Raw genomic sequence first — 23,612 nt, forward strand, 5'->3', positions numbered from 1 at the left:
CATGGCGACGAACATCAAGTACGCCGATGTCGAGGTCGGCACCGAGCTGCCCGCGCAGTCCTTCCCCGTGACGCGCGCCACGCTCGTGCAGTACGCGGGCGCCTCCGGCGACTTCAACCCGATCCACTGGAACGAGAAGTTCGCGGTCGAGGTCGGCCTGCCGGACGTGATCGCGCACGGCATGTTCACCATGGCCGCGGCGATCCGTGTCGTCACCGACTGGGCCGGCGACCCGGCCGCCGTCGTCGAGTACGGCGTCCGCTTCACCAAGCCGGTCGTCGTGCCGAACGACGACAAGGGTGCCGAGATAGAGGTCAGTGCCAAGGTCGCGGCCAAGCTCGACGACAATCGCGTACGAGTCGACCTGATCGCCATGAGCGCGGGACAGAAGGTGCTCGGGATGTCGCGGGCGGTCGTTCAGCTGGTCTGAGCGCCCTGTCTGAGCGCTCGGCCTGATGGCCATCTACGTAGCTGTGCGTAAGGGGCGCCCTCCTGGAGGGCGCCCCTTACGTGTGTCTCTGCTCACAAGTGGGGGTTGACTTAGATAGTGATTGGCCACTAACTTTGCCGCATGGTCAGGATGAGTGCGGAGGAGCGGCGCGAGAGCGTCATCCGTGCGGCGATGGTCGAATTCGCCCGCGGCGGCTACAAGGGCACGTCCACCGAGGCGATCGCCAAGCGTGTGGGTGTCTCGCAGCCGTATCTCTTCCGGCTCTTCCCGGGCAAGGAGGCCATCTTCCTCGCGGCGTCCCGGCGTTGCTGCGAAGGCGTCACCGACATGTTCCGGAAGGCGGTCGAGGGGGTGGAGGCGGCCGAGGTCGAGGAGGCCTTGGGTGCGGCCTATCTGTCGCTCATCGCAGACGACCCGGACATGCTGCTCATGCAGATGCAGATGTACGTCGCCGTGGCCGCGGCCGAAGCGTCCGGTGACCCGGAGTTCGGCGAGGAACTGCGCGGCCTGTGGATGGAGATGTACGACACCGTCCTGCTGGCGATGGGGGCGGACGTCGAAGAGACGAGCCAGTTCCTCGCGGTGGGGATGCTGATCAACGTCCTGGTGTCGATGGGGTTCCCGCCCGAGCACCGGGTCTGGACCGGCTGTTTCGCGTCACCGAAGTCCAAGTAGCGCAGCGTGTGTCACAAGGGTGCGCTTTTTTGTGCCCGTGAAAGTTAGTCATCAATAACTAACCAAAGGTCACTGGGGGGAAGCAATGTCAGGCACCACAGCACCAACGCAGCGCGGGGGAGCCGTCTGGGCCCTCGTCATCACCAGCGTCGCCGGATTCATGGCGGCCCTCGACAACCTCGTCGTCACCACGGCCCTGCCGTCCATCCGGCAGGATCTCGGCGGCGCGCTCGACGACCTGGAGTGGACGGTCAGCGCCTACACGCTCACCTTCGCCGTCCTGCTGATGTTCGGCGCGGCGCTGGGGGACCGCTTCGGGCGCAGGCGGCTCTTCCTGGTCGGGATCACGATCTTCACTGTCTCCTCCGCCGCCGCGGCCATGTCCACCGGCATCGACGCGCTGATCGCCGCCCGCGCCGTGCAGGGCGTCGGTGCCGCGATCATGATGCCGCTCACCCTGACCCTGCTCACCGCGGCCGTCCCGGCGGCCAAGCGCGGCCTCGCGTACGGGATCTGGGGCGCGGTCAACGGACTCGCGGTCGCCTCAGGGCCGCTCATCGGCGGCAGCCTCACCGAGCACATCTCCTGGCACTGGATCTTCTGGCTGAACGTTCCGCTGGGCATCGCCCTGCTGCCGCTCGCCCGGCTGCGCCTGAAGGAGTCGTACGGCTCCGGCGCCCGGCTCGACATCGTGGGCACCCTGCTCGCCAGCGGCGGTCTGTTCGGCATCGTGTACGGCCTGGTGCGCTCGCCCGTCGTCGGGTGGACCGACACCCTCGTACTGACCGCCCTGTTCGCGGGGACGGCGCTGCTCGCCGGGTTTGTGCACCACGGAATCCGCAACGAGAACTCCATGCTGCCCATGCGGCTCTTCCGCTCCCGGGCCTTCGCCGGGATAAACGCCGCGAGCCTGCTGATGTTCCTCGGGATGTTCGGTTCGATCTTCCTGCTCAGCCAGTTCCTGCAGGGTGTGCTCGGCTACTCGCCGACCGAGGCGGGCCTGCGGATGCTGCCCTGGACCGGCATGCCGATGCTCGTCGCACCGATCGCCGGGATCCTCTCGGACCGCATCGGCGGCCGGCCCGTCGTCGCGGCGGGGCTCTTCCTTCAGGCCGTCGGACTCGGCTGGTTCGCCGCCGTGGTCTCCGCCGACGTCTCGTACGCCGCCCAGCTGCCAGCCCTGATCGTCAGCGGCGTCGGCATGGCCCTCTACTTCGCCCCCGCCGCCAACCTGGTCATGTCCAGCGTCCTGCCGCAGGAGCAGGGCATCGCGTCCGGCGCCAACAACGCGCTGCGCGAGGTCGGCGGCGCGCTCGGCATCGCGGTCATGGCGTCGGTCTTCTCGGCCCAGGGCGGCTACGACTCCGCACAGCACTTCGTGGACGGCATCGAGCCCGCGCTGTGGGTGGGCGCCGCGATCGTGGCCGTGGCCGGTGTCGCGGCCCTGTTCATCCCGCGGGAGGGGCGCGCCAAGCCCGGCGCGCGGGATTCCGAGCCCGTTCCGGCCCTGGAAAACGCCTGATCACCGGCCCCTTCCTACCGGCCCCCTTCCCAGGAGGAACGCCATGCCGACTCTGCCCTGGACCACCCCGACCACCCCACCCGCGCGCGTGGAGGCCCATGTCTTCGCCTCCCGCTTCGAGACCCGCACCCTGTGGGGCGCCCTGAAGTTCTTCTTCCGCACGCCCGCCGTCTGGCACCAGGTGGGACGGGCACCGGGCGCCTACGGAGCGACGCTGAAGGCGGCGCCCTTACGACGCACCTTCTGGACCCTGTCCGTCTGGGAGTCGCCCAAGGCCCTGCGGGACTTCGCGGCCACCATGCCGCACGCGACGATCTCCGCCGGCCTGCGGGGGCAGATGAAGGATTCGACCTTCCTCACCTGGGAGACGTCGACCGACGAACTGCCGCTCGACTGGAAGGACGTCCTGTCGCGTTTCCAGTGAGTCCGGCCACGACAGCGGCCCCGTCCGAGCGGCGGGGCCGTTCTCGTACCCTTGAGCGCGTGCAGGAACTCCACGACGCCCCTCTCGCCCCCCTGACCACCTTCCGGCTCGGCGGGCCCGCCACCCGGCTGCTCACCGCGACCACCGACGCCGAGGTGATCGACGCGGTGCGCGAGGCCGATGCCACCGGCACGCCGCTGCTGATCATCGGCGGCGGCAGCAACCTCGTCATCGGCGACAAGGGCTTCGCGGGCACCGCCCTGCGCATCGCCACGAAGGGCTTCGAACTCGACGGTACGAAGCTGGAACTGGCGGCCGGTGAGACCTGGACCGACGCCGTCGAGCGCACCGTCGAGGCCGGTCTCGCGGGCGTCGAGTGCCTCGCCGGGATCCCCGGCTCCGCGGGCGCGACGCCGATCCAGAACGTGGGCGCGTACGGCCAGGAGGTCTCCTCCACGATCACCGAGGTGATCGCCTACGACCGCACGACCGGCGAGACCGTCACGATCCCGAACGCCGAGTGCGCCTTCTCGTACCGGCACAGCCGCTTCAAGGCCGAACCCGACCGCTACGTAGTGCTGCGTGTGCGGTTCGAGCTGGAGGACGCGGGCGGCCTCAGCGCGCCCCTGAAGTACCCGGAGACCGCGCGCACCCTCGGCGTCGAGGCGGGGGAGCGCGTGCCCGCCGCTCTCGCGCGCGAGACGGTTCTGAAGCTGCGCGGCGGCAAGGGCATGGTGCTCGACCCGGAGGACCACGACACGTGGTCGGCGGGCTCGTTCTTCACCAACCCGATCCTTACGGATGCGGAGTTCGCGGCCTTCCACGCGCGCGTGGCTGAGCGTCTGGGGGCGGACGCGAAGGCCCCCGCGTTCCCCGCGGGGGAGGGCCTCACCAAGACCTCCGCGGCCTGGCTCATCGACAAGGCGGGCTTCACCAAGGGCTACGGCTCCGGCCCCGCCCGCATCTCCACCAAGCACACGCTCGCCCTGACCAACCGCGGCGAGGCCACCACGGAGGACCTGCTCGCGCTCGCCCGCGAGGTCGTCGCCGGGGTCAGGGACGTCTTCGGCGTGACGCTGGTCAACGAGCCGGTGACGGTCGGCGTCAGCCTCTGAGCCGCCCCCGGCCCCGGGTCGCCTACGGTCCCTAGTAGGCGACCCCGACGCCCTGCTTCACCGTCGCCGGGTCGTCCACCATCGCCAGCATCGCGTGCGCCACGTCCGCGCGGCCGGCGAAGCGGCCCGCACGCGGGAAGCCGCCGATGACCGTGCGGTACGAACCGGTGAGCGGCTTGTCCTGGAGGCGGGGCGGCCGCACCGAGGTCCAGTCCGTGGCGCTGCGCGCCAACTCGGCCTCCATGGCGGCCAGATCGACGTAGACGCCCTTGAGGATCGCGCCGATCATCTTCAGCATCACGCGGTCGACCAGCGGCGAGTCCGCAGGCTCGGGGCCCACCGGTCCCGCGCTGACCACCAGCAGCCTGCGCACGCCCTCCGCCTCCATCGCCTTCAGGACCGACCGCGTGAGCTCCGTGGCGATGCCCGCGTCCGCGCGCCTGCGGGCGCCCAGGCCGGACAGCACGGCGTCCCGGCCCGCGACCGCGGGGCGCAGCGACTCGGGATCCTTCAGGTCGCCGCGGACCACCTCCAGGCGCTCGCCGGACACGGTGAGCCTCGCGGGGTCGCGGACCACCGCCGTGACCTCGTGCCCGGCCGCCAGGGCCTGCTTGACGATCTCCTGTCCGATCCCGCCCGTCGCACCGAAAACCGTGAGCTTCATGGCGTACCTCCAGGTGTGCGTCGCGTGGTGGGTGAGTATTCACTCACCTCGATTCACCTTTAGAGTGAGTGAGTACTCACCCCCGCGTCAAGCTTGGTTGGAGACCGCATGGACCAGAAGCCGGCCCGTGTCCGCATCGTCGAAGCGGCCCACGAACTCATGCTGAGCATCGGTCTCGCCCGGACGACCACCAAGGAGATCGCCAAAGCGGCGGGCTGCTCCGAAGCGGCGCTCTACAAGTACTTCGCCAACAAGGAGGAGCTCTTCGTGGCGGTGCTGGGCGAGCGCCTCCCGAAGCTGGGTTCTCTTCTCGGTCGACTCCTCAGGGAAGGCGCGGAAGGTGCAGGAGGCGCCGACCGTACGGTCGAGCAGAACCTCACCGAGATCGCCCGTGAAGCGGCGCTCTTCTATGAGCAGACGTTCCCGATGGCCGCGTCCCTGTATGCGGAGCCCAAGCTCAAGCGCCGCCACGAAGAGGTGATGCGGGAACTGGGCACTGGCCCGCACAAGCCGATCCAGGGCCTCGACGCCTACTTGCGGGCCGAACAGAAGTCCGGACGCATCAGCGCCGAAGCCGACACGTACGCGGCCGCCTCGCTCCTCCTGGGCGCGTGCTCCCAGCGAGCCTTCGCCTACGAGATGTCCCCGGACGGCAGACCGCCTCAGCCGGTGGACGAGTTCGCGGCCCACATCGCGCGCACCCTACTGAGCGGGATCGCCTGAGCCGACAGCTGACAGGCCGACCGTCGGCTCAGGCCGCGAGCCACTCGTCCACGCCGCTCAGAAGCTTCTCCCGTACGTCCTCGGGGGCCGCTGAGCCGCGCACCGACTGCCGCGCCAGCTCGGCCAGTTCGGCGTCGGAGAAGCCGTGGTGGCGACGCGCGATGTCGTACTGGGCGGCGAGCCGCGAGCCGAACAGGAGCGGGTCGTCGGCGCCCAGCGCCATCGGCACCCCGGCCTCGTACAGCGTGCGCAGCGGCACGTCCTCGGGCTTCTCGTAGACGCCGAGCGCGACGTTCGAGGCCGGGCACACCTCGCAGGTCACGCCCCCGTCCGCGAGGCGCTTCAGCAGCCGCGGATCCTCGGCGGCCCGCACGCCGTGGCCGACCCGCGTGGCGTCCAGGTCGTCGAGGCAGTCGCGCACGGACGAGGGCCCGGTCAGCTCGCCCCCGTGCGGCGCCGAGAGCAGCCCGCCCTCGCGCGCGATGTGGAAGGCCCGGTCGAAGTCCCGCGCCATGCCCCGCCGTTCGTCGTTGGAGAGCCCGAAACCGACGATGCCCCGGTCCGCGTACCGCACCGCGAGCCGCGCCAGCGTACGGGCGTCCAGCGGGTGCTTCATACGGTTCGCGGCGACGAGGACCCGCATCCCGAGCCCGGTCTCCCGCGAGGCGCTGTCGACGGCGTCGAGGATGACCTCCAGGGCCGGGATCAGGCCCCCAAGGCGCGGCGCGTACGACGTCGGATCGACCTGGATCTCCAGCCACCCGGACCCGTCCGCGATGTCCTCCTCCGCGGCCTCCCGCACCAGACGCTGAATGTCCTCGGGGGCCCGCAGGCAGGAACGCGCCGCATCGTAGAGCCGCTGGAAGCGGAACCAGCCCCGCTCGTCCGTGGCCCGCAGCTTCGGCGGCTCGGCCCCGGTCAGCGCGTCCGGGAGCCGCACTCCGTACTTGTCGGCGAGTTCCAGCAGGGTCGTGGGCCGCATCGACCCGGTGAAGTGCAGATGCAGGTGGGCCTTCGGCAACTGACGTACATCACGTCCTACACGCTCCATCCCAAGATCCTGCCGTACACACCTGTCGTACCGGTAGCGCCTTTCCACCTTCGGGGACCCGTCCGAACGAACAAGCGGGCCGCCTCCGTAGGGAGACGGCCCGCTTGCACACGCTTACGTAGAAGCTCAGTCGCGCGCCTCGGCGAGCAGCTTCTGGATGCGCGAAACGCCCTCGACGAGGTCCTCGTCACCGAGCGCGTACGAGAGCCGCAGGTAACCCGGCGTGCCGAAGGCCTCGCCCGGAACCACCGCGACCTCGGCCTCCTCCAGGATGAGCGCGGCCAGCTCGACGCTGTCCTGCGGGCGCTTGCCGCGGATCTCCTTGCCCAGCAGGCCCTTCACCGACGGGTACGCGTAGAAGGCACCCTCGGGCTCCGGGCAGACGAAGCCGTCGATCTCGTTGAGCATCCGCACGATCGTCTTACGACGCCGGTCGAAGGCCCCGCGCATCTTCTCCACGGCCGTCAGGTCGCCGGACACGGCGGCGAGCGCGGCCGCCTGCGCCACGTTGGAGACGTTCGAGGTGGCGTGCGACTGAAGGTTCGTCGCGGCCTTCACCACGTCCTTCGGGCCGACGATCCACCCGACGCGCCAGCCGGTCATCGCGTACGTCTTCGCGACACCGTTGACCACGATGCACTTGTCGCGCAGCTCCGGAAGGAGCGCCGGCAGCGACGTGAACTTCGCGTCTCCGTATACGAGGTGCTCGTAGATCTCGTCCGTCATCACCCACAGGCCGTGCTCCACGGCCCAGCGGCCGATGGCCTCCGCGTCGGCCTCGCTGTACACGGCGCCCGTCGGGTTCGACGGCGACACGAACAGCACGACCTTCGTGCGCTCGGTGCGCGCGGCCTCCAGCTGCTCCACGGAGACGCGGTAGCCGGTCGTCTCGTCGGCGACGACCTCCACCGGCACACCGCCCGCGAGGCGGATCGACTCCGGGTAGGTGGTCCAGTACGGGGCCGGGACGATGACCTCGTCGCCCGGGTCGAGGATGGCGGCGAACGCCTCGTAGATGGCCTGCTTGCCGCCGTTGGTCACCAGGATCTGCGAGGCGTCGACCTCGTAGCCGGAGTCGCGCAGCGTCTTCGCGGCGATCGCGGCCTTCAGCTCGGGCAGACCGCCGGCCGGGGTGTAGCGGTGGAACTTCGGGTTCTTGCAGGCCTCGATGGCCGCCTCGACCACGTAGTCCGGCGTCGGGAAGTCGGGTTCACCGGCGCCGAAGCCGATCACTGGGCGCCCGGCGGCCTTGAGGGCCTTGGCCTTGGCGTCGACGGCGAGGGTCGCGGACTCGGAGATCGAACCGACCCGGGCCGACACCCGACGCTCGGTGGGAGAGGAACCTGCGGACGGAGAAGGAGTTGCAGCGCTCATGACCCCATCGTTCCAGACCGGAAACCCGCCCGGCACACGGGTTTCGAAGACCATGGGATCCGCTCTTGATCCACTTGCGGATGTTGCTCGTTCGACGGAGGGCTCCGGAACACGTACACTCACTGCTCGTTGGCCTTCAACGGCCGCGCCTTCCGAACCGCACTCCGTGCGTCCGGGTGGATGCGGTACGTTGGGGGAGACAAAGGGTCGTAGCTCAATTGGTAGAGCACTGGTCTCCAAAACCAGCGGTTGGGGGTTCAAGTCCCTCCGGCCCTGCTACACACTCCTTCGCCAGGATGTGTGCGCATGTACGTACTGCATTGCACCGCCGTGCGGCTCCACCGGGCGCGGCACGGCCACGACCCGGAATCAGGTGAGGACGAGTGACGGACGCCGTGGGCTCCATCGACAAGCCTGATGCCCAGGACGAAGCACTGGAGTCCAAGAAGGCCCGCAAGGGTGGCAAGCGCGGAAAGAAGGGCCCCTTCGGCCGTCTCGCGCTCTTCTACCGCCAGATCGTCGCGGAACTCCGCAAGGTCGTCTGGCCGACTCGCAGTCAGCTTTCGACGTACACCACAGTGGTGATTGTGTTCGTCGTCATCATGATCGGTCTTGTCACCGTGATTGACTATGGCTTCAACCACCTTGTCAAGTACGTATTCGGCTGAGCCGAAAAGCGGAGGGCGCCGAGTCCGGCGCCCCTTTCGCGCGTTCCACCCCTATGTATCCAGGAAGAAGCAGCCACAGTGTCTGACCCGAACCTGAACGAGGCGATCGAGCCGGTCGAGTCCGCTGAGGACGAGCTCGACATCGTCGAGGCGGCGGACGCCGAGGACCCGGACCAGGCAGAGGCTGCCGACATCGCTGCCGGCGAGCCCGCCGAGGAAGCCGCGGTCGAGACCGTGGTGGACGCCGACGCCGAGGCCGTCGAGGAAGCCCAGGCGGAGGACGCCCCGGCCGAGGCCGAGGAGGCCGACGCCGAGGCTGAGGCCGAGGAAGCCGTCGAGGAGGAGCCGGTCGACCCGATCGCCGCGCTCCGCGAGGAGCTGCGGTTCCTGCCCGGCGACTGGTACGTGATCCACACCTACGCGGGCTACGAGAAGCGCGTGAAGGCGAACCTGGAGCAGCGCGCCGTCTCGCTCAACGTCGAGGAGTTCATCTACCAGGCCGAGGTCCCCGAGGAAGAGATCGTCCAGATCAAGAACGGCGAGCGCAAGAACGTCCGGCAGAACAAGCTGCCCGGTTACGTTCTCGTCCGCATGGATCTGACGAACGAGTCCTGGGGCGTCGTCCGTAACACGCCCGGCGTCACCGGCTTCGTGGGCAACGCCTACGACCCGTACCCGCTGACCCTGGACGAGATCGTCAAGATGCTCGCCCCGGAGGCCGAGGAGAAGGCCGCCCGCGAGGCTGCCGAGTCCGAGGGCAAGCCGGCGCCGCAGCGCAAGGTCGAGGTCCAGGTCCTGGACTTCGAGGTCGGCGACTCGGTCACCGTCACCGACGGCCCGTTCGCGACGCTGCAGGCGACGATCAACGAGATCAACGCCGACTCGAAGAAGGTCAAGGGCCTCGTCGAGATCTTCGGTCGCGAGACCCCGGTCGAGCTGAGCTTCGACCAGATCCAGAAGAACTAGCCCTTTCCGGCGCCTTCTGGGCACACGCTTCCGAACAGGTCAGACGGGCCCCAAAGCCTGTCTGACCTGCTCGGTTTTTAGCCGCGCATGGATACCCGTTATCGTTGTGCGGTATGCCTCCATCCGGATGATCTGGACGATCATCGATCAGCCTTGATCAGGATGGCGGCCGAACACTCTCACTAAGACCCGGAGAGAGAGCACATGCCTCCCAAGAAGAAGAAGGTCACGGGGCTTATCAAGCTCCAGATCCAGGCCGGCGCCGCCAACCCGGCCCCGCCTGTCGGCCCCGCGCTGGGCCAGCACGGCGTGAACATCATGGAGTTCTGCAAGGCCTACAACGCCGCGACCGAGTCGCAGCGCGGTTGGGTCATCCCGGTGGAGATCACGGTCTACGAAGACCGTTCCTTCACCTTCATCACCAAGACCCCGCCGGCCGCGAAGATGATCCTCAAGGCCGCTGGTGTCGAGAAGGGCTCCGGCGAGCCGCACAAGACCAAGGTCGCCAAGATCACCGAGGCGCAGGTCCGCGAGATCGCCACCACCAAGATGCCCGACCTCAACGCCAATGACCTGGACGCCGCGTCCAAGATCATCGCCGGCACCGCCCGCTCCATGGGCGTCACGGTCGAGGGCTGACCTCCACCTCACAGATCCATCCGTGGCAGGGCCTGCTCGGCCCGCACCACGACTCCTCTAGAACTCAGGAGAAGCAAGTGAGCAAGCGCAGCAAGTCTCTCCGCGCTGCGGACGCCAAGGTCGACGGGGCCAAGCTCTACGCCCCGCTCGAGGCCGTCCGTCTCGCCAAGGAGACCTCCACGTCGAAGTTCGACGGCACCGTCGAGGTCGCCTTCCGCCTGGGCGTTGACCCGCGCAAGGCCGACCAGATGGTCCGTGGCACCGTGAACCTCCCGCACGGCACCGGTAAGACCGCCCGGGTCCTGGTCTTCGCGACCGGTGACCGTGCTGCGGCCGCGGAAGCCGCTGGCGCCGACATCGTCGGCTCCGACGAGCTCATCGCCGAGATCGCCAAGGGCGACCGCCTGAACGAGTTCGACGCCGTTGTCGCCACCCCGGACCTCATGGGCAAGGTCGGCCGCCTCGGCCGCGTGCTCGGTCCGCGTGGCCTCATGCCGAACCCGAAGACCGGCACCGTGACCCCGGACGTGGCCAAGGCCGTGACCGAGATCAAGGGCGGCAAGATCGAGTTCCGCGTCGACAAGCACGCGAACCTGCACTTCATCATCGGCAAGGTGTCCTTCGACGACGCCAAGCTGGTGGAGAACTACGGCGCGGCCCTGGAGGAGATCCTCCGTCTGAAGCCGTCCGCCGCCAAGGGTCGCTACATCAAGAAGGCCGCCATCAGCACCACGATGGGCCCCGGCATTCAGCTCGACTCCAACCGCACCCGGAACCTCCTCGTCGAAGAGGACCCGGCCGCGGTCTGAGCCCCATAAGGCTCGCTGAAGTCGGCTACGGGCCCCGCACCTTTCGAGGTGCGGGGCCCGTTCCGCTTTTCCGGCCCGTACGGCGTGGTGGCTGCGCTAGCTTCGCGGTGACCGAGCGGTGACCGACTGGGGGAGTGGATGCTGCGGTACGCGCGCGTGGTGACGCCGGCAGCCGTGGGCATCCTGCTCACCGCCTGCGGCGGGATACCGGAGCACGGGGCCGGCGAGGTGCGCGAAGCACGCGAGGCGCTGCGCACGGCCCGGCAGCAGGTCGTCGCGGCGGGCTCGGCGCGCGTCGACGCGACGATGGCCACCGGTAAGCGGCTGACCTCGCGCAGCACGGGCGCGCTCGGCTGGTCGGACGGCGTGGAGGGCACCCTGACCGTGCGGGTCACCGGCGGTGAACTGGCCGCCTCCACGCGCGCGTTGGGCGGTGACCCGTCCCAGACGCGCTTCCTTCCGGACGCCCAGTACACGCGCATGAGCGACCGGTTCGCCGAGCTCCAGGGCGGTCGGCACTGGATCCGTCGCCCCTACGACACCCGCAGCGACCTCACCCCGGCCGACGCCCTCAAGGACCTCATCGGGGCCGAGGACGTCCACAAGGTGGGCCGGGAGGCCGTGCGCGGCACACGGGCCACCCACTACCGGGGGACCGTCGGCCGCGGGCACATCGACGTATGGCTCGATGCCCGGCACCACCTGGTGCGGCGCACCCAGCACGTGGGCGACTTCACGGTGACCGTCCACTACCGCGAATACGGCGCCCCGGCGGCGGCCGAACGCCCGGCAGCACGGGACACCGTCGACTTCGCGGACGTCACGGGCGCCGGATGAAGCTGTGGGCGGGCTGTCCGAGCCGTCCGCTATCGTGCGGACAGATCGAGACGCACCAAGGGGTGGGATTCAAGATGACTGTTTCCGTACGACGTGTGGTCGGCGCCGCCGCTGCCACAGCACTGCTGTGTTCGGCCGTCGCCGCCTGCGGTGGTGGGGACGACAAGGGCAGCGAGAAGGCCTCCGGGACGGGGTCCCAGTCGGTGGCGCAGGCCGTCAAGGCCGCGTACACGAAGACCTCCGCGGCCAAGTCCGCCAAGGTCGAGATGACCATGAAGATGCCGACGGCTGCCCAGGGCGGCGGCGACATGAAGATGTCCGGCACCATGGGCTGGGACCCGACCGTCATGGATATGACGATGTCCGGCGCCGCGCTCTCCGGGGGCGGCTCCGACGCGCCCAAGAACATCCGCATGCTCATGCAGGACAACGTGATGTACATGGACATGGGCGCCAACGCGGCCAAGACCATGGACGGCAAGCGCTGGATGAAGATGGACCTCGCCGCCATGGCGAAGAAGTCCGGCGACGAGAAGCTGGCGAGCCAGATGACCGGCAGCCTGGACAACATGAACCAGGACCCGGCCCAGCAGATCGCCGTCCTGCTGGACTCGCCCAACCTGAAGCACCTCGGTTCGGCCACGGTGGACGGCGCCGAGACGGAGCACTACAAGGGCAAGCTGACGGTCGACGAGATGCTGGCGAAGAACGACTCGCTGAAGGTCCTCGGCAAGTCCGAGCGCGACCAGCTGCTCAAGAACGTCAAGAAGGCCGGTATCAAGACCTACGACACCGAGCTGTGGATCAACAAGGACGACCTGCCGGTCCGGCTCGACGTCACGATGGACAGCTCGCAGGGCGCCATCAAGATGTCGGAGAAGTTCTCCGACTACGGCGCCGCGGTGAAGGCCGATGTGCCGCCCGCGAGCCAGACCTTCGACATGATGAAGATGCTCAAGGAGCTCGGCGGAGCCTCCGGCGGCGCCGGCAGCAGCGCCGGTTCTGCCTCGTAGGGGGTCGACCGCGGCGTCTGAGCGGATTTGCTCGACACGCTCTCTTTCACGTAACCTTCCACAGAAGCCAAAGACCGCTGGTCGTTGCCGTGCGCTCGCAAGAGGGTTCGGTGGCCGAAGGATCCGCTGAAACTGCGGACGACCCGCGCAGGTGACCGTGGAAGTGCTCCTGGAACCCCTTCGGGGAATCCGGTCGAGCTCACGCCCCGTGCGCCTGCGCCGGGGCGTTTCGTTTTCCCCAGCCTCCTTGCGAGCGGTCCTCATCACCCGGAAGGAGGCTGACGCTCTATGCCGACGCCCGACAAGGCTGCCGCGGTAGCCGAGCTCACGGACAAGTTCCGCAGCTCGAGCGCCGCTGTGCTGACCGAGTACCGGGGTCTCACCGTGGCCCAGCTCAAGCAGCTGCGCCGTTCGCTCGGTGAGAACTCCGAGTACGCCGTGGTGAAGAACACGCTGACCAAGATCGCGGCCAACGAGGCCGGGATCAACACGCTGGACGACCTGTTCAACGGTCCGACGGCGGTTGCCTTCGTCACCGGTGACCCGGTGGAGTCGGCCAAGGGTCTTCGTGACTTCGCCAAGGAGAACCCGAATCTCGTCATCAAGGGCGGTGTCCTTGACGGCAAGGCGCTGTCCGCCGACGAGATCAAGAAGCTTGCGGACCTCGAGTCCCGCGAGGTTCTGCTGTCCAAGCTGGCCGGTGCCTTCAAGGCGAAGCAGTCGCAGGCTGCCTCCGTCTTCAACGCGCTGCCGACGAAGCTCGTCCGCACCGTGGACGCGCTCCGTGCCAAGCAGGACGAGCAGGGCGGTGCCGAGTAACTCGGCTCGCTTTTTGATCCTCGCCGCCTGATCGGGCGGCAGGGATCGCAGCGGGCCCGAACGTACGCCCGCCTCACCCAGTACATCCGGCACCTGCCGATTTAGTGGAAGGACCGCCATCATGGCGAAGCTCACCCAGGACGAGCTGCTTGCGCAGTTCGAGGAGATGACCCTCATCGAGCTCTCCGAGTTCGTGAAGGCCTTCGAGGACAAGTTCGACGTCGAGGCTGCCGCCGCCGCCCCGGTCGTCGTCGCCGGTGGTGCCGCTGGTGGCGCCGCCGCCGAGGCCGCCGAGGAGCAGGACGAGTTCGACGTCATCCTCACCGGCGCCGGTGACAAGAAGATCCAGGTCATCAAGGTCGTGCGCGAGCTCACCTCCCTGGGCCTCAAGGAGGCCAAGGACCTCGTCGACGGCACCCCGAAGCCGGTCCTCGAGAAGGTCGCCAAGGACGCTGCCGAGAAGGCCAAGGAGCAGCTCGAGGGCGCCGGCGCGGCCGTCGAGGTCAAGTAAGACCTCTTCGAGTCTGTCGACTCCTCTCCGGTGAAATTGCTCCCTCGGGAGCTGTAACGCCGAGGTACCGAAGGGCGATCACCCAACTGGGTGGTCGCCCTTCGGCGTTGTCCGGATCGCAGGCCGAGGGTGCCTTGCGCTGTCGGACGTGCAGAGTATGGTGATCTTCGTTGTGCCTGGCGCCACCCCTGTTCGGCCAAGAGGGGGCCTTGACGAACAGCACGCAGCGCGCAATTCTCAGGACGCGTCGTCACAACGATCCGGATCCGAGGCATGGATCGACGGCGAAGAGGGCAGTAAGGATGTGCGCTCAGCGCACAGGGAACGCCGCAGACGGTGAACGGATGAGAACAACGAGGGTCTCAAAAAACCCGCACTGGACATCAGTGGGCCTTCTGGCTACACTGTCCCTTTGCGCTGCCTGTTAGCTGCTCCCTGCCCGTCACCAGGGGCATGCCCTCGCCTCAGCACTGTGGATTGAACCGGCTCTGACCTGGCCATATGTCAGATCAGGGGCTCTGTCCCGTGTATGGCTTGGGACCGGTACGCGCGTAGTGAGTCCGAGCCCTCGGAAGGACCCCCTCTTGGCCGCCTCGCGCAACGCCTCGATCGCGAATACGAACAACGGCGCCAGCACCGCCCCGCTGCGCATCTCCTTTGCAAAGATCAGGGAGCCCCTCGAGGTCCCGAACCTGCTCGCGCTGCAAACCGAGAGCTTTGACTGGCTGCTCGGAAACACCGCTTGGCAGAGTCGGGTCGAGGCGGCTCTCGAGTCGGGTCAGGACGTCCCCAGGAAGTCCGGTCTGGAGGAGATCTTCGAGGAGATCTCCCCGATCGAGGACTTCTCCGGGTCGATGTCCCTGACGTTCCGCGACCACCGCTTCGAACCGCCGAAGAACTCGATCGACGAGTGCAAGGAGCGCGACTTCACGTACGCGGCCCCGCTCTTCGTCACCGCCGAGTTCACCAACAACGAGACCGGCGAGATCAAGTCCCAGACGGTCTTCATGGGCGACTTCCCGCTCATGACCAACAAGGGCACCTTCGTCATCAACGGCACCGAGCGTGTCGTTGTCTCCCAGCTGGTCCGCTCGCCGGGTGTCTACTTCGACTCCTCCATCGACAAGACGTCCGACAAGGACATCTTCTCCGCCAAGATCATCCCGTCCCGGGGTGCCTGGCTGGAGATGGAGATCGACAAGCGCGACATGGTCGGTGTGCGCATCGACCGCAAGCGCAAGCAGTCCGTCACCGTTCTCCTGAAGGCTCTCGGTTGGACGACCGAGCAGATCCTCGAGGAGTTCGGCGAGTACGAGTCCATGCGCGCCACCCTGGAGAAGGACCACACCCAGGGCCAGGACGACGCGCTGCTCGACATCTACCGCAAGCTCCGTCCGGGCGAGCCGCCCACGCGTGAGGCCGCGCAGACGCTGCTCGAGAACCTCTACTTCAACCCGAAGCGCTACGACCTCGCGAAGGTCGGCCGCTACAAGGTGAACAAGAAGCTCGGTGCCGAGGAGCCGCTGGACGCCGGCGTGCTCACGACCGACGACATCATCGCCTCCATCAAGTACCTCGTGAAGCTGCACGCGGGCGAGACGGAGACGGTGGGCGAGTCGGGCCGGGAGATCGTCGTCGAGACCGACGACATCGACCACTTCGGCAACCGTCGTATCCGTAACGTCGGCGAGCTCATCCAGAACCAGGTCCGTACGGGTCTCGCCCGTATGGAGCGCGTCGTGCGTGAGCGCATGACGACCCAGGACGTCGAGGCGATCACGCCGCAGACCCTGATCAACATTCGCCCGGTCGTGGCGTCGATCAAGGAGTTCTTCGGTACTTCGCAGCTGTCCCAGTTCATGGACCAGAACAACCCGCTGTCGGGGCTGACGCACAAGCGTCGTCTGAACGCCCTCGGCCCGGGTGGTCTGTCCCGTGAGCGGGCGGGCTTCGAGGTCCGAGACGTGCACCCCTCGCACTACGGCCGCATGTGCCCGATCGAGACCCCTGAAGGCCCGAACATTGGTCTGATCGGCTCGCTCGCCTCGTACGGCCGGATCAACCCCTTCGGCTTCATCGAGACGCCGTACCGCAAGGTCGTCGAGGGCGTCGTCACCGACGACGTCGACTACCTGACGGCCGACGAGGAGGACCGCTTCGTCATCGCGCAGGCCAACGCGCCGCTGACGGAGGAGCTGACCTTCGCCGAGGCCCGCGTCCTGGTCCGCCGTCGTGGCGGAGAGGTCGACTACGTGCCCGGCACGGACGTCGACTACATGGACGTCTCGCCGCGCCAGATGGTGTCGGTCGCGACCGCGATGATCCCGTTCCTCGAGCACGACGACGCCAACCGTGCCCTCATGGGCGCGAACATGATGCGTCAGGCCGTGCCGCTGATTAAGTCCGAGGCGCCGCTCGTCGGCACCGGCATGGAGTACCGCTGCGCCACCGACGCCGGCGACGTGCTCAAGGCCGACAAGGACGGTGTGGTCCAGGAGGTCTCCGCGGACTACATCACCACCGCCAACGACGACGGCACGTACAGCACGTACCGCCTGCACAAGTTCTCCCGCTCGAACCAGGGCACTTCTGTCAACCAGAAGGTCGTCGTGGACGAGGGCGCGCGGATCATCACCGGCCAGGTCCTGGCCGACGGTCCCGCGACCGAAGAGGGCGAGATGGCCCTCGGCAAGAACCTGCTCGTGGCGTTCATGCCGTGGGAGGGTCACAACTACGAGGACGCGATCATCCTGTCGCAGCGCCTCGTGCAGGACGACGTCCTCTCCTCGATCCACATCGAGGAGCACGAGGTCGACGCCCGTGACACCAAGCTCGGCCCGGAGGAGATCACCCGGGACATCCCGAACGTCTCCGAGGAGGTCCTCGCCGACCTCGACGAGCGCGGCATCATCCGTATCGGTGCCGAGGTCGTCGCCGGCGACATCCTCGTCGGCAAGGTCACGCCCAAGGGTGAGACCGAGCTGACGCCGGAGGAGCGCCTGCTCCGCGCGATCTTCGGTGAGAAGGCGCGCGAGGTGCGCGACACCTCGCTGAAGGTGCCGCACGGTGAGATCGGCAAGGTCATCGGCGTCCGCGTCTTCGACCGCGAAGAGGGCGACGAGCTGCCGCCGGGCGTGAACCAGCTGGTTCGTGTCTACGTGGCCCAGAAGCGCAAGATCACCGATGGTGACAAGCTCGCCGGCCGTCACGGCAACAAGGGCGTCATCTCGAAGATCAACCCGATCGAGGACATGCCGTTCCTGGAGGACGGCACCCCGGTCGACATCATCCTCAACCCGCTGGGTGTGCCGTCCCGAATGAACCCGGGACAGGTTCTGGAGATCCACCTCGGCTGGCTCGCCAGCCAGGGCTGGGACGTCTCCGGTCTGAGCGACCAGTGGGCCAAGAGCCTGCAGGCGATCGGCGCCGACCAGGTCGAGCCGCGTACGAACGTCGCGACCCCGGTCTTCGACGGTGCGCGTGAGGACGAGCTCGCGGGCCTGCTCGAGAACGCCCGGCCGAACCGCGACGGTGACCGCATGGTCCTCCCGTCCGGCAAGGCGAGGCTGTTCGACGGCCGCTCCGGTGAGCCGTTCCCGGACCCGATCTCGGTCGGGTACATGTACATCCTCAAGCTGCACCACCTGGTCGACGACAAGCTGCACGCCCGTTCGACCGGTCCGTACTCGATGATCACCCAGCAGCCGCTGGGTGGTAAGGCTCAGTTCGGTGGCCAGCGCTTCGGTGAGATGGAGGTGTGGGCGCTTGAGGCTTATGGCGCCGCTTACGCCCTCCAGGAGCTGCTGACGATCAAGTCCGACGACGTCACCGGCCGCGTGAAGGTCTACGAGGCCATCGTCAAGGGCGAGAACATCCCCGAGCCCGGCATTCCCGAGTCCTTCAAGGTGCTCATCAAGGAAATGCAGTCCCTGTGCCTCAACGTGGAGGTGCTGTCCTCGGACGGCATGTCCATCGAGATGCGCGACACCGACGAGGACGTCTTCCGCGCAGCGGAGGAGCTCGGCATCGACCTGTCCCGGCGCGAGCCGAGCAGCGTCGAAGAGGTCTGACGGGAGTCCGGCAGGGGCCCAGCCACTGGGCCCCTGCCGACCCCTCGACCCCCGTTTCAGACCACAGACTTACAACCCTGAGAGGGATTGACGCATAGTGCTCGACGTCAACTTCTTCGATGAGCTCCGGATCGGTCTGGCCACCGCTGACGACATCCGTCAGTGGAGCCACGGCGAGGTCAAGAAGCCCGAGACCATCAACTACCGCACCCTCAAGCCCGAAAAGGACGGACTCTTCTGCGAGAAGATCTTCGGTCCGACCCGGGACTGGGAGTGCTACTGCGGTAAGTACAAGCGTGTCCGCTTCAAGGGCATCATCTGTGAGCGCTGCGGCGTCGAGGTGACTCGCGCCAAGGTGCGTCGTGAGCGGATGGGCCACATTGAGCTGGCCGCTCCCGTCACCCACATCTGGTACTTCAAGGGCGTCCCGTCGCGTCTGGGCTACCTGCTCGACCTCGCCCCGAAGGACCTCGAGAAGGTCATCTACTTCGCGGCGTACATGATCACGTTCGTCGACGAGGAGCGTCGTACCCGCGACCTGCCCTCCCTCGAGGCGCACGTCCAGGTCGAGCGTCAGCAGATCGAGAACCGTCGCGACTCCGACCTGGAGGCCCGCGCCAAGAAGCTCGAGACCGACCTGGCCGAGCTCGAGGCCGAGGGTGCCAAGGCCGACGTGCGCCGCAAGGTGCGCGAGGGTGCCGAGCGCGAGATGAAGCAGCTGCGCGACCGTGCGCAGCGCGAGATCGACCGTCTGGACGAGGTCTGGTCGCGCTTCAAGAACCTCAAGGTCCAGGACCTCGAGGGCGACGAGCTGCTCTACCGCGAGCTGCGTGACCGCTTCGGCACGTACTTCGACGGTTCGATGGGTGCCGCGGCGCTGCAGAAGCGCCTCGAGACCTTCGACCTCGAGGAGGAGGCCGAGCGCCTCCGCGAGATCATCCGTACCGGCAAGGGCCAGAAGAAGACCCGTGCGCTCAAGCGCCTCAAGGTCGTCTCCGCGTTCCTGCAGACCAGCAACAGCCCCAAGGGCATGGTGCTCGACTGCGTGCCGGTCATCCCGCCGGACCTGCGTCCGATGGTGCAGCTGGACGGTGGCCGCTTCGCGACCTCCGACCTGAACGACCTGTACCGCCGCGTCATCAACCGCAACAACCGCCTGAAGCGGCTTCTCGACCTCGGTGCGCCCGAGATCATCGTGAACAACGAGAAGCGCATGCTCCAGGAGGCCGTGGACGCCCTCTTCGACAACGGTCGTCGTGGTCGCCCGGTGACCGGTCCCGGTAACCGCCCGCTGAAGTCCCTGAGCGACATGCTCAAGGGCAAGCAGGGTCGTTTCCGTCAGAACCTTCTCGGTAAGCGTGTGGACTACTCCGCGCGTTCCGTGATCGTCGTCGGTCCGCAGCTGAAGCTGCACCAGTGTGGTCTGCCGAAGGCCATGGCGCTGGAGCTCTTCAAGCCGTTCGTGATGAAGCGTCTGGTCGACCTGAACCACGCGCAGAACATCAAGAGCGCCAAGCGCATGGTGGAGCGCGGCCGCACGGTCGTGTACGACGTCCTCGAAGAGGTCATCGCCGAGCACCCGGTTCTCCTGAACCGTGCTCCCACCCTGCACCGCCTCGGAATCCAGGCCTTCGAGCCGCAGCTGGTCGAGGGCAAGGCCATTCAGATCCACCCGCTCGTCTGCACCGCGTTCAACGCGGACTTCGACGGTGACCAGATGGCCGTGCACCTGCCGCTCTCCGCGGAGGCGCAGGCCGAGGCCCGCATCCTGATGCTGTCCTCGAACAACATCCTCAAGCCCGCCGACGGCCGTCCGGTGACGATGCCGACCCAGGACATGGTCCTCGGTCTGTTCTTCCTCACCACCGACGGCGAACTCCGTGACACCAAGGGCGAGGGCCGCGCGTTCGGCTCCACGGCCGAGGCGACCATGGCGTTCGACGCCGGCGAGCTGGCGCTCCAGTCGGCCGTGGACATCCGTTTCCCGGTCGGCACCATGCCGCCGCGCGGCTGGACCCCGCCGCCCGTCGAGGAGGGTGAGCCCGAGTACCAGCCGGGTGACAGCTTCCGGCTGCGGACGACCCTGGGCCGCGCGCTCTTCAACGAGCTGCTGCCCGAGGACTACCCGTTCGTCGACTACTCGGTGGGCAAGAAGCAGCTCGGCGAGATCGTCAACGACCTCGCGGAGCGCTACCCCAAGGTCATCGTGGCGGCGACGCTCGACAACCTGAAGGCGGCCGGCTTCTACTGGGGCACCCGCTCCGGCGTCACCGTGGCCATCTCCGACGTCGTCGTTCCCGAGGCGAAGAAGGAGATCGTCGCGGGCTACGAGGCGCAGGACGAGAAGGTCCAGAAGCAGTACGAGCGCGGTCTCATCACGAAGGAAGAGCGCACTCAGGAGCTCATCGCGATCTGGACCAAGGCGACCAATGAGGTCTCCGAGGCGATGAACGCGAACTTCCCGAAGACCAACCCCATCTTCATGATGGTTGACTCGGGTGCCCGAGGAAACATGATGCAGATGCGTCAGATCGCGGGTATGCGTGGTCTGGTGTCGAACGCCAAGAACGAGACGATCCCGCGTCCGATCAAGGCCTCCTTCCGTGAGGGCCTGTCGGTGCTGGAGTACTTCATCTCGACTCACGGTGCTCGTAAGGGTCTTGCGGACACGGCTCTGCGTACCGCCGACTCCGGTTACCTCACCCGTCGTCTGGTCGACGTCTCGCAGGACGTCATCATTCGCGAGGAGGACTGCGGCACCGACCGTGGCCTCAAGCTCCAGATCGCGGAGCGTGGCGCCGACGGCGTGCTGCGCAAGACCGAAGACGTCGAGACCAGCGTGTATGCCCGCATGCTCGCCGAGGACATCGTCGTCGACGGCAAGGTCATCGCGCCGGCCAACGTCGACCTGGGTGACGTGCTCATCGACGCCCTCGTCGCCCACGGCGTCGAGATCGTCAAGACCCGCTCGGTGCTCACCTGTGAGTCCGCGGTCGGCACCTGTGCCTTCTGCTACGGCCGCTCGCTGGCCACCGGCAAGCTGGTCGACATCGGTGAGGCGGTCGGCATCATCGCTGCCCAGTCCATCGGTGAGCCCGGTACCCAGCTGACGATGCGTACCTTCCACACCGGTGGTGTGGCAGGTGACGACATCACCCAGGGTCTGCCCCGTGTCGTCGAGCTCTTCGAGGCTCGTACGCCGAAGGGTGTCGCCCCGATCTCCGAGTCCGCGGGCCGTGTCCGCATCGAGGAGACCGAGAAGACCAAGAAGCTCGTCGTCACCCCCGACGACGGCAGCGACGAGATCCCGTTCCCGATCTCGAAGCGTGCCCGTCTGCTGGTGGGCGAGGGCGACCACGTCGAGGTCGGCCAGAAGCTGACCGTGGGTGCCACCAACCCGCACGACGTGCTGCGCATTCTGGGTCAGCGTGCGGTCCAGGTACACCTGGTCGGCGAGGTCCAGAAGGTCTACAACTCGCAGGGTGTGTCGATCCACGACAAGCACATCGAGATCATCATCCGGCAGATGCTGCGCCGCGTGACGATCATCGAGTCCGGCGACGCCGAGCTGCTGCCCGGCGAGCTGGTCGAGCGCTCGAAGTTCGAGGGCGAGAACCGTCGTGTGGTCACCGAGGGCGGTCACCCCGCCTCCGGCCGTCCGCAGCTGATGGGTATCACCAAGGCCTCGCTGGCGACGGAATCCTGGCTGTCGGCCGCCTCCTTCCAGGAGACGACCCGAGTCCTGACGGATGCGGCGATCAACGCCAAGTCCGACAGCCTCATCGGCCTCAAGGAGAACGTCATCATCGGTAAGCTCATCCCGGCCGGTACGGGTCTGTCCCGCTACCGCAACATCCGGGTGGAGCCCACCGAGGAGGCCAAGGCCGCGATGTACTCGGCCGTCGGCTACGACGACATCGACTACTCGCCGTTCGGCACCGGCTCCGGCCAGGCCGTTCCGCTGGAGGACTACGACTACGGTCCGTACAACCAGTAAGCGAGCAGCTGCTTGAAACCGCAGGGCGGCCACACCGGGTAGAACCGGGGTGGCCGCCCTGCGACGTATTGACGCATGATGGACACCACAACATGTCCGGGTCCCGGGGGAGTGGTCTCGTGTCGAATCCGTCGTGGCAGCCGGTCCCGTGGCCGGGCCAGCAGGGTCATCAGCCGTCGATGCTGGCCGCGCATGCGGACCGGGAGCGCGCCGTCGATGTGCTTCGCGCGGGGTTCGCGGAGGGACGCCTGCAGCAGAGCGAGTACGAGCGGCGGATCGAGCGGGCCTATCAGGCGCGCACGGTGGGCGAGCTGACGATGCTCGTGGCCGATCTGCCGCAGGGGCCGGTACCGCAGCAGCAGTTCCAGCAGCAGATGATGGGCGTGCCCAGGACGTTCCTGCCGCCGCCTCCGGGCAACAACGGGAAGGCCATCGCCTCGCTGGTGTGCGGGGTCTCCACGTTCGCCACGATGGGCCTTACAGGGCTTCCTGCGGTGATCCTGGGGCACATGGCCCGTAAGGAGATCCGGCAGAAGGGCGAGGCCGGCGACGGGATGGCCGTCGGCGGGCTGGTGCTGGGGTGGCTGTCCGTCGTGGGTTGGACGCTGCTTTTCATCGGGCTGGTCATCTCCGCGTCCGCCGGTAACTAGCGAGCGCGCCCGGCGTGTCCTGGCTCCGGGGTATTTGTTTTGACCACAGCGTATGAGATAGGTACGCTCAGACCTTGTGCCTGGGGTGTGCCTGGGCTCGTGTGCGTGTCATCAGCCGCACGGCGAGTCCGATCAGGGCCACCGCAATCTGCTGCCTTCCCGCCTTCGGTGGGGGTCTGCAGTATTCGACACACCCGACCGCGTGGGTCGGGAAACGTTCCAGGTTAGCTTTACTACTCGGCACACAGAAACCGGAGAAGTAGTGCCTACGATCCAGCAGCTGGTCCGGAAGGGCCGGCAGGACAAGGTCGAGAAGAACAAGACGCCCGCGCTCGAGGGTTCGCCCCAGCGTCGTGGCGTCTGCACGCGTGTGTTCACGACCACCCCGAAGAAGCCGAACTCGGCCCTCCGTAAGGTCGCGCGTGTGCGTCTGACCAGCGGCATCGAGGTCACGGCCTACATTCCGGGTGAGGGACACAACCTGCAGGAGCACTCCATCGTGCTCGTGCGCGGCGGCCGTGTGAAGGACCTGCCCGGTGTTCGTTACAAGATCATCCGCGGTTCGCTTGACACCCAGGGTGTCAAGAACCGCAAGCAGGCCCGCAGCCGCTACGGCGCCAAGAAGGAGAAGTAA

At 67.4% G+C, this 23,612-nt stretch carries 21 protein-coding genes and 1 tRNA gene; 19 read left to right on the forward strand and 3 right to left on the reverse strand.

Features of this window, described 5'->3' with window-relative positions:
• The first annotated feature begins 1 nt into the window (after position 1).
• The 5 genes from ACYSUO_RS17315 (at position 2) to ACYSUO_RS17335 (ending at position 4,187) form a co-directional block, all read left to right on the forward strand.
• Positions 2–430, forward strand: coding sequence for a MaoC family dehydratase (locus ACYSUO_RS17315; protein ID WP_461777043.1), 429 nt, complete (start codon positions 2–4; stop codon positions 428–430).
• A gap of 141 nt (positions 431–571) precedes the next feature.
• Positions 572–1,126 carry a TetR/AcrR family transcriptional regulator gene (locus tag ACYSUO_RS17320; protein ID WP_461777044.1) on the forward strand — a complete coding sequence of 185 codons (555 nt, stop codon included), beginning with the start codon at positions 572–574 and terminating at the stop codon, positions 1,124–1,126.
• A gap of 85 nt (positions 1,127–1,211) precedes the next feature.
• Entirely contained in the window at positions 1,212–2,648 is a 1,437-nt protein-coding gene (locus ACYSUO_RS17325) for a DHA2 family efflux MFS transporter permease subunit (protein WP_461777045.1), read from the forward strand.
• Positions 2,649–2,691: 43 nt separating this feature from the next.
• Positions 2,692–3,072 carry a DUF3291 domain-containing protein gene (locus ACYSUO_RS17330; protein ID WP_461777046.1) on the forward strand — a complete coding sequence of 127 codons (381 nt, stop codon included), beginning with the start codon at positions 2,692–2,694 and terminating at the stop codon, positions 3,070–3,072.
• Positions 3,073–3,131: 59 nt separating this feature from the next.
• Positions 3,132–4,187, forward strand: a complete 1,056-nt coding sequence (locus tag ACYSUO_RS17335) for a UDP-N-acetylmuramate dehydrogenase (protein WP_461777047.1) — start codon at positions 3,132–3,134, stop codon at positions 4,185–4,187.
• A 31-nt stretch (positions 4,188–4,218) separates the two neighbouring features.
• On the opposite strand, the gene ACYSUO_RS17340 is transcribed toward ACYSUO_RS17335, so the two are convergent.
• The gene (locus ACYSUO_RS17340) at positions 4,219–4,851 is read right to left on the reverse strand and encodes an NAD(P)-dependent oxidoreductase (RefSeq protein ID WP_461777048.1); all 633 of its coding nucleotides are present in this window, start codon (positions 4,849–4,851) and stop codon (positions 4,219–4,221) included.
• Positions 4,852–4,959: 108 nt separating this feature from the next.
• Between ACYSUO_RS17340 and ACYSUO_RS17345 the strand changes: the two genes are divergently transcribed.
• A complete protein-coding gene (locus ACYSUO_RS17345; protein WP_461777049.1) occupies positions 4,960–5,574 on the forward strand; it encodes a TetR/AcrR family transcriptional regulator in 615 nt (204 codons plus the stop codon).
• A 28-nt stretch (positions 5,575–5,602) separates the two neighbouring features.
• Here the strand turns inward: ACYSUO_RS17345 and ACYSUO_RS17350 are convergent, their stop codons facing one another.
• Both ACYSUO_RS17350 and ACYSUO_RS17355 read right to left on the reverse strand, forming a co-directional pair.
• The gene (locus ACYSUO_RS17350; protein WP_461777050.1) at positions 5,603–6,625 is read right to left on the reverse strand and encodes an adenosine deaminase; all 1,023 of its coding nucleotides are present in this window, start codon (positions 6,623–6,625) and stop codon (positions 5,603–5,605) included.
• Positions 6,626–6,751: 126 nt separating this feature from the next.
• Positions 6,752–7,999 carry a pyridoxal phosphate-dependent aminotransferase gene (locus tag ACYSUO_RS17355; RefSeq protein WP_461777051.1) on the reverse strand — a complete coding sequence of 416 codons (1,248 nt, stop codon included), beginning with the start codon at positions 7,997–7,999 and terminating at the stop codon, positions 6,752–6,754.
• Positions 8,000–8,202: 203 nt separating this feature from the next.
• On the opposite strand from ACYSUO_RS17355, the gene ACYSUO_RS17360 reads away from it, so the two are divergent.
• From ACYSUO_RS17360 to rpsL, 13 genes are all read left to right on the forward strand, one after another.
• Positions 8,203–8,275: transfer RNA gene (locus ACYSUO_RS17360), tRNA-Trp, on the forward strand.
• Between the two features lie 107 nt (positions 8,276–8,382).
• A complete protein-coding gene (gene secE, locus ACYSUO_RS17365; protein ID WP_326020884.1) occupies positions 8,383–8,667 on the forward strand; it encodes a preprotein translocase subunit SecE in 285 nt (94 codons plus the stop codon).
• Between the two features lie 78 nt (positions 8,668–8,745).
• Positions 8,746–9,633 (forward strand): transcription termination/antitermination protein NusG, encoded by an 888-nt coding sequence (nusG, locus tag ACYSUO_RS17370; protein WP_461777052.1) that lies wholly within the window; start codon positions 8,746–8,748, stop codon positions 9,631–9,633.
• 204 nt (positions 9,634–9,837) lie between these two features.
• Entirely contained in the window at positions 9,838–10,272 is a 435-nt protein-coding gene (gene rplK, locus ACYSUO_RS17375) for a 50S ribosomal protein L11 (protein WP_040252631.1), read from the forward strand.
• Positions 10,273–10,349: 77 nt separating this feature from the next.
• The gene (gene rplA / locus ACYSUO_RS17380; RefSeq protein ID WP_385755853.1) at positions 10,350–11,081 is read left to right on the forward strand and encodes a 50S ribosomal protein L1; all 732 of its coding nucleotides are present in this window, start codon (positions 10,350–10,352) and stop codon (positions 11,079–11,081) included.
• Between the two features lie 138 nt (positions 11,082–11,219).
• A complete protein-coding gene (locus ACYSUO_RS17385) occupies positions 11,220–11,918 on the forward strand; it encodes a LolA-like protein (RefSeq protein WP_461777053.1) in 699 nt (232 codons plus the stop codon).
• Between the two features lie 74 nt (positions 11,919–11,992).
• A complete protein-coding gene (locus tag ACYSUO_RS17390; protein WP_461777054.1) occupies positions 11,993–12,931 on the forward strand; it encodes a hypothetical protein in 939 nt (312 codons plus the stop codon).
• Between the two features lie 288 nt (positions 12,932–13,219).
• A complete protein-coding gene (gene rplJ, locus ACYSUO_RS17395) occupies positions 13,220–13,750 on the forward strand; it encodes a 50S ribosomal protein L10 (RefSeq protein WP_461777055.1) in 531 nt (176 codons plus the stop codon).
• Between the two features lie 121 nt (positions 13,751–13,871).
• On the forward strand, positions 13,872–14,261 hold the full coding sequence (gene rplL / locus ACYSUO_RS17400) for a 50S ribosomal protein L7/L12 (protein ID WP_385755860.1): 390 nt from the start codon (positions 13,872–13,874) through the stop codon (positions 14,259–14,261).
• A gap of 584 nt (positions 14,262–14,845) precedes the next feature.
• The gene (rpoB, locus tag ACYSUO_RS17405) at positions 14,846–18,331 is read left to right on the forward strand and encodes a DNA-directed RNA polymerase subunit beta (protein WP_461777056.1); all 3,486 of its coding nucleotides are present in this window, start codon (positions 14,846–14,848) and stop codon (positions 18,329–18,331) included.
• Positions 18,332–18,428: 97 nt separating this feature from the next.
• Complete coding sequence (locus ACYSUO_RS17410; RefSeq protein ID WP_461777058.1) at positions 18,429–22,328, forward strand: DNA-directed RNA polymerase subunit beta'; 3,900 nt, start codon at positions 18,429–18,431, stop codon at positions 22,326–22,328.
• Positions 22,329–22,447: 119 nt separating this feature from the next.
• Positions 22,448–22,978 carry a DUF1707 and DUF4190 domain-containing protein gene (locus ACYSUO_RS17415; RefSeq protein ID WP_461777059.1) on the forward strand — a complete coding sequence of 177 codons (531 nt, stop codon included), beginning with the start codon at positions 22,448–22,450 and terminating at the stop codon, positions 22,976–22,978.
• Between the two features lie 262 nt (positions 22,979–23,240).
• The gene (gene rpsL / locus ACYSUO_RS17420; protein ID WP_003948652.1) at positions 23,241–23,612 is read left to right on the forward strand and encodes a 30S ribosomal protein S12; all 372 of its coding nucleotides are present in this window, start codon (positions 23,241–23,243) and stop codon (positions 23,610–23,612) included.

It is taken from the genome of Streptomyces sp. UC4497, from assembly GCF_054871485.1.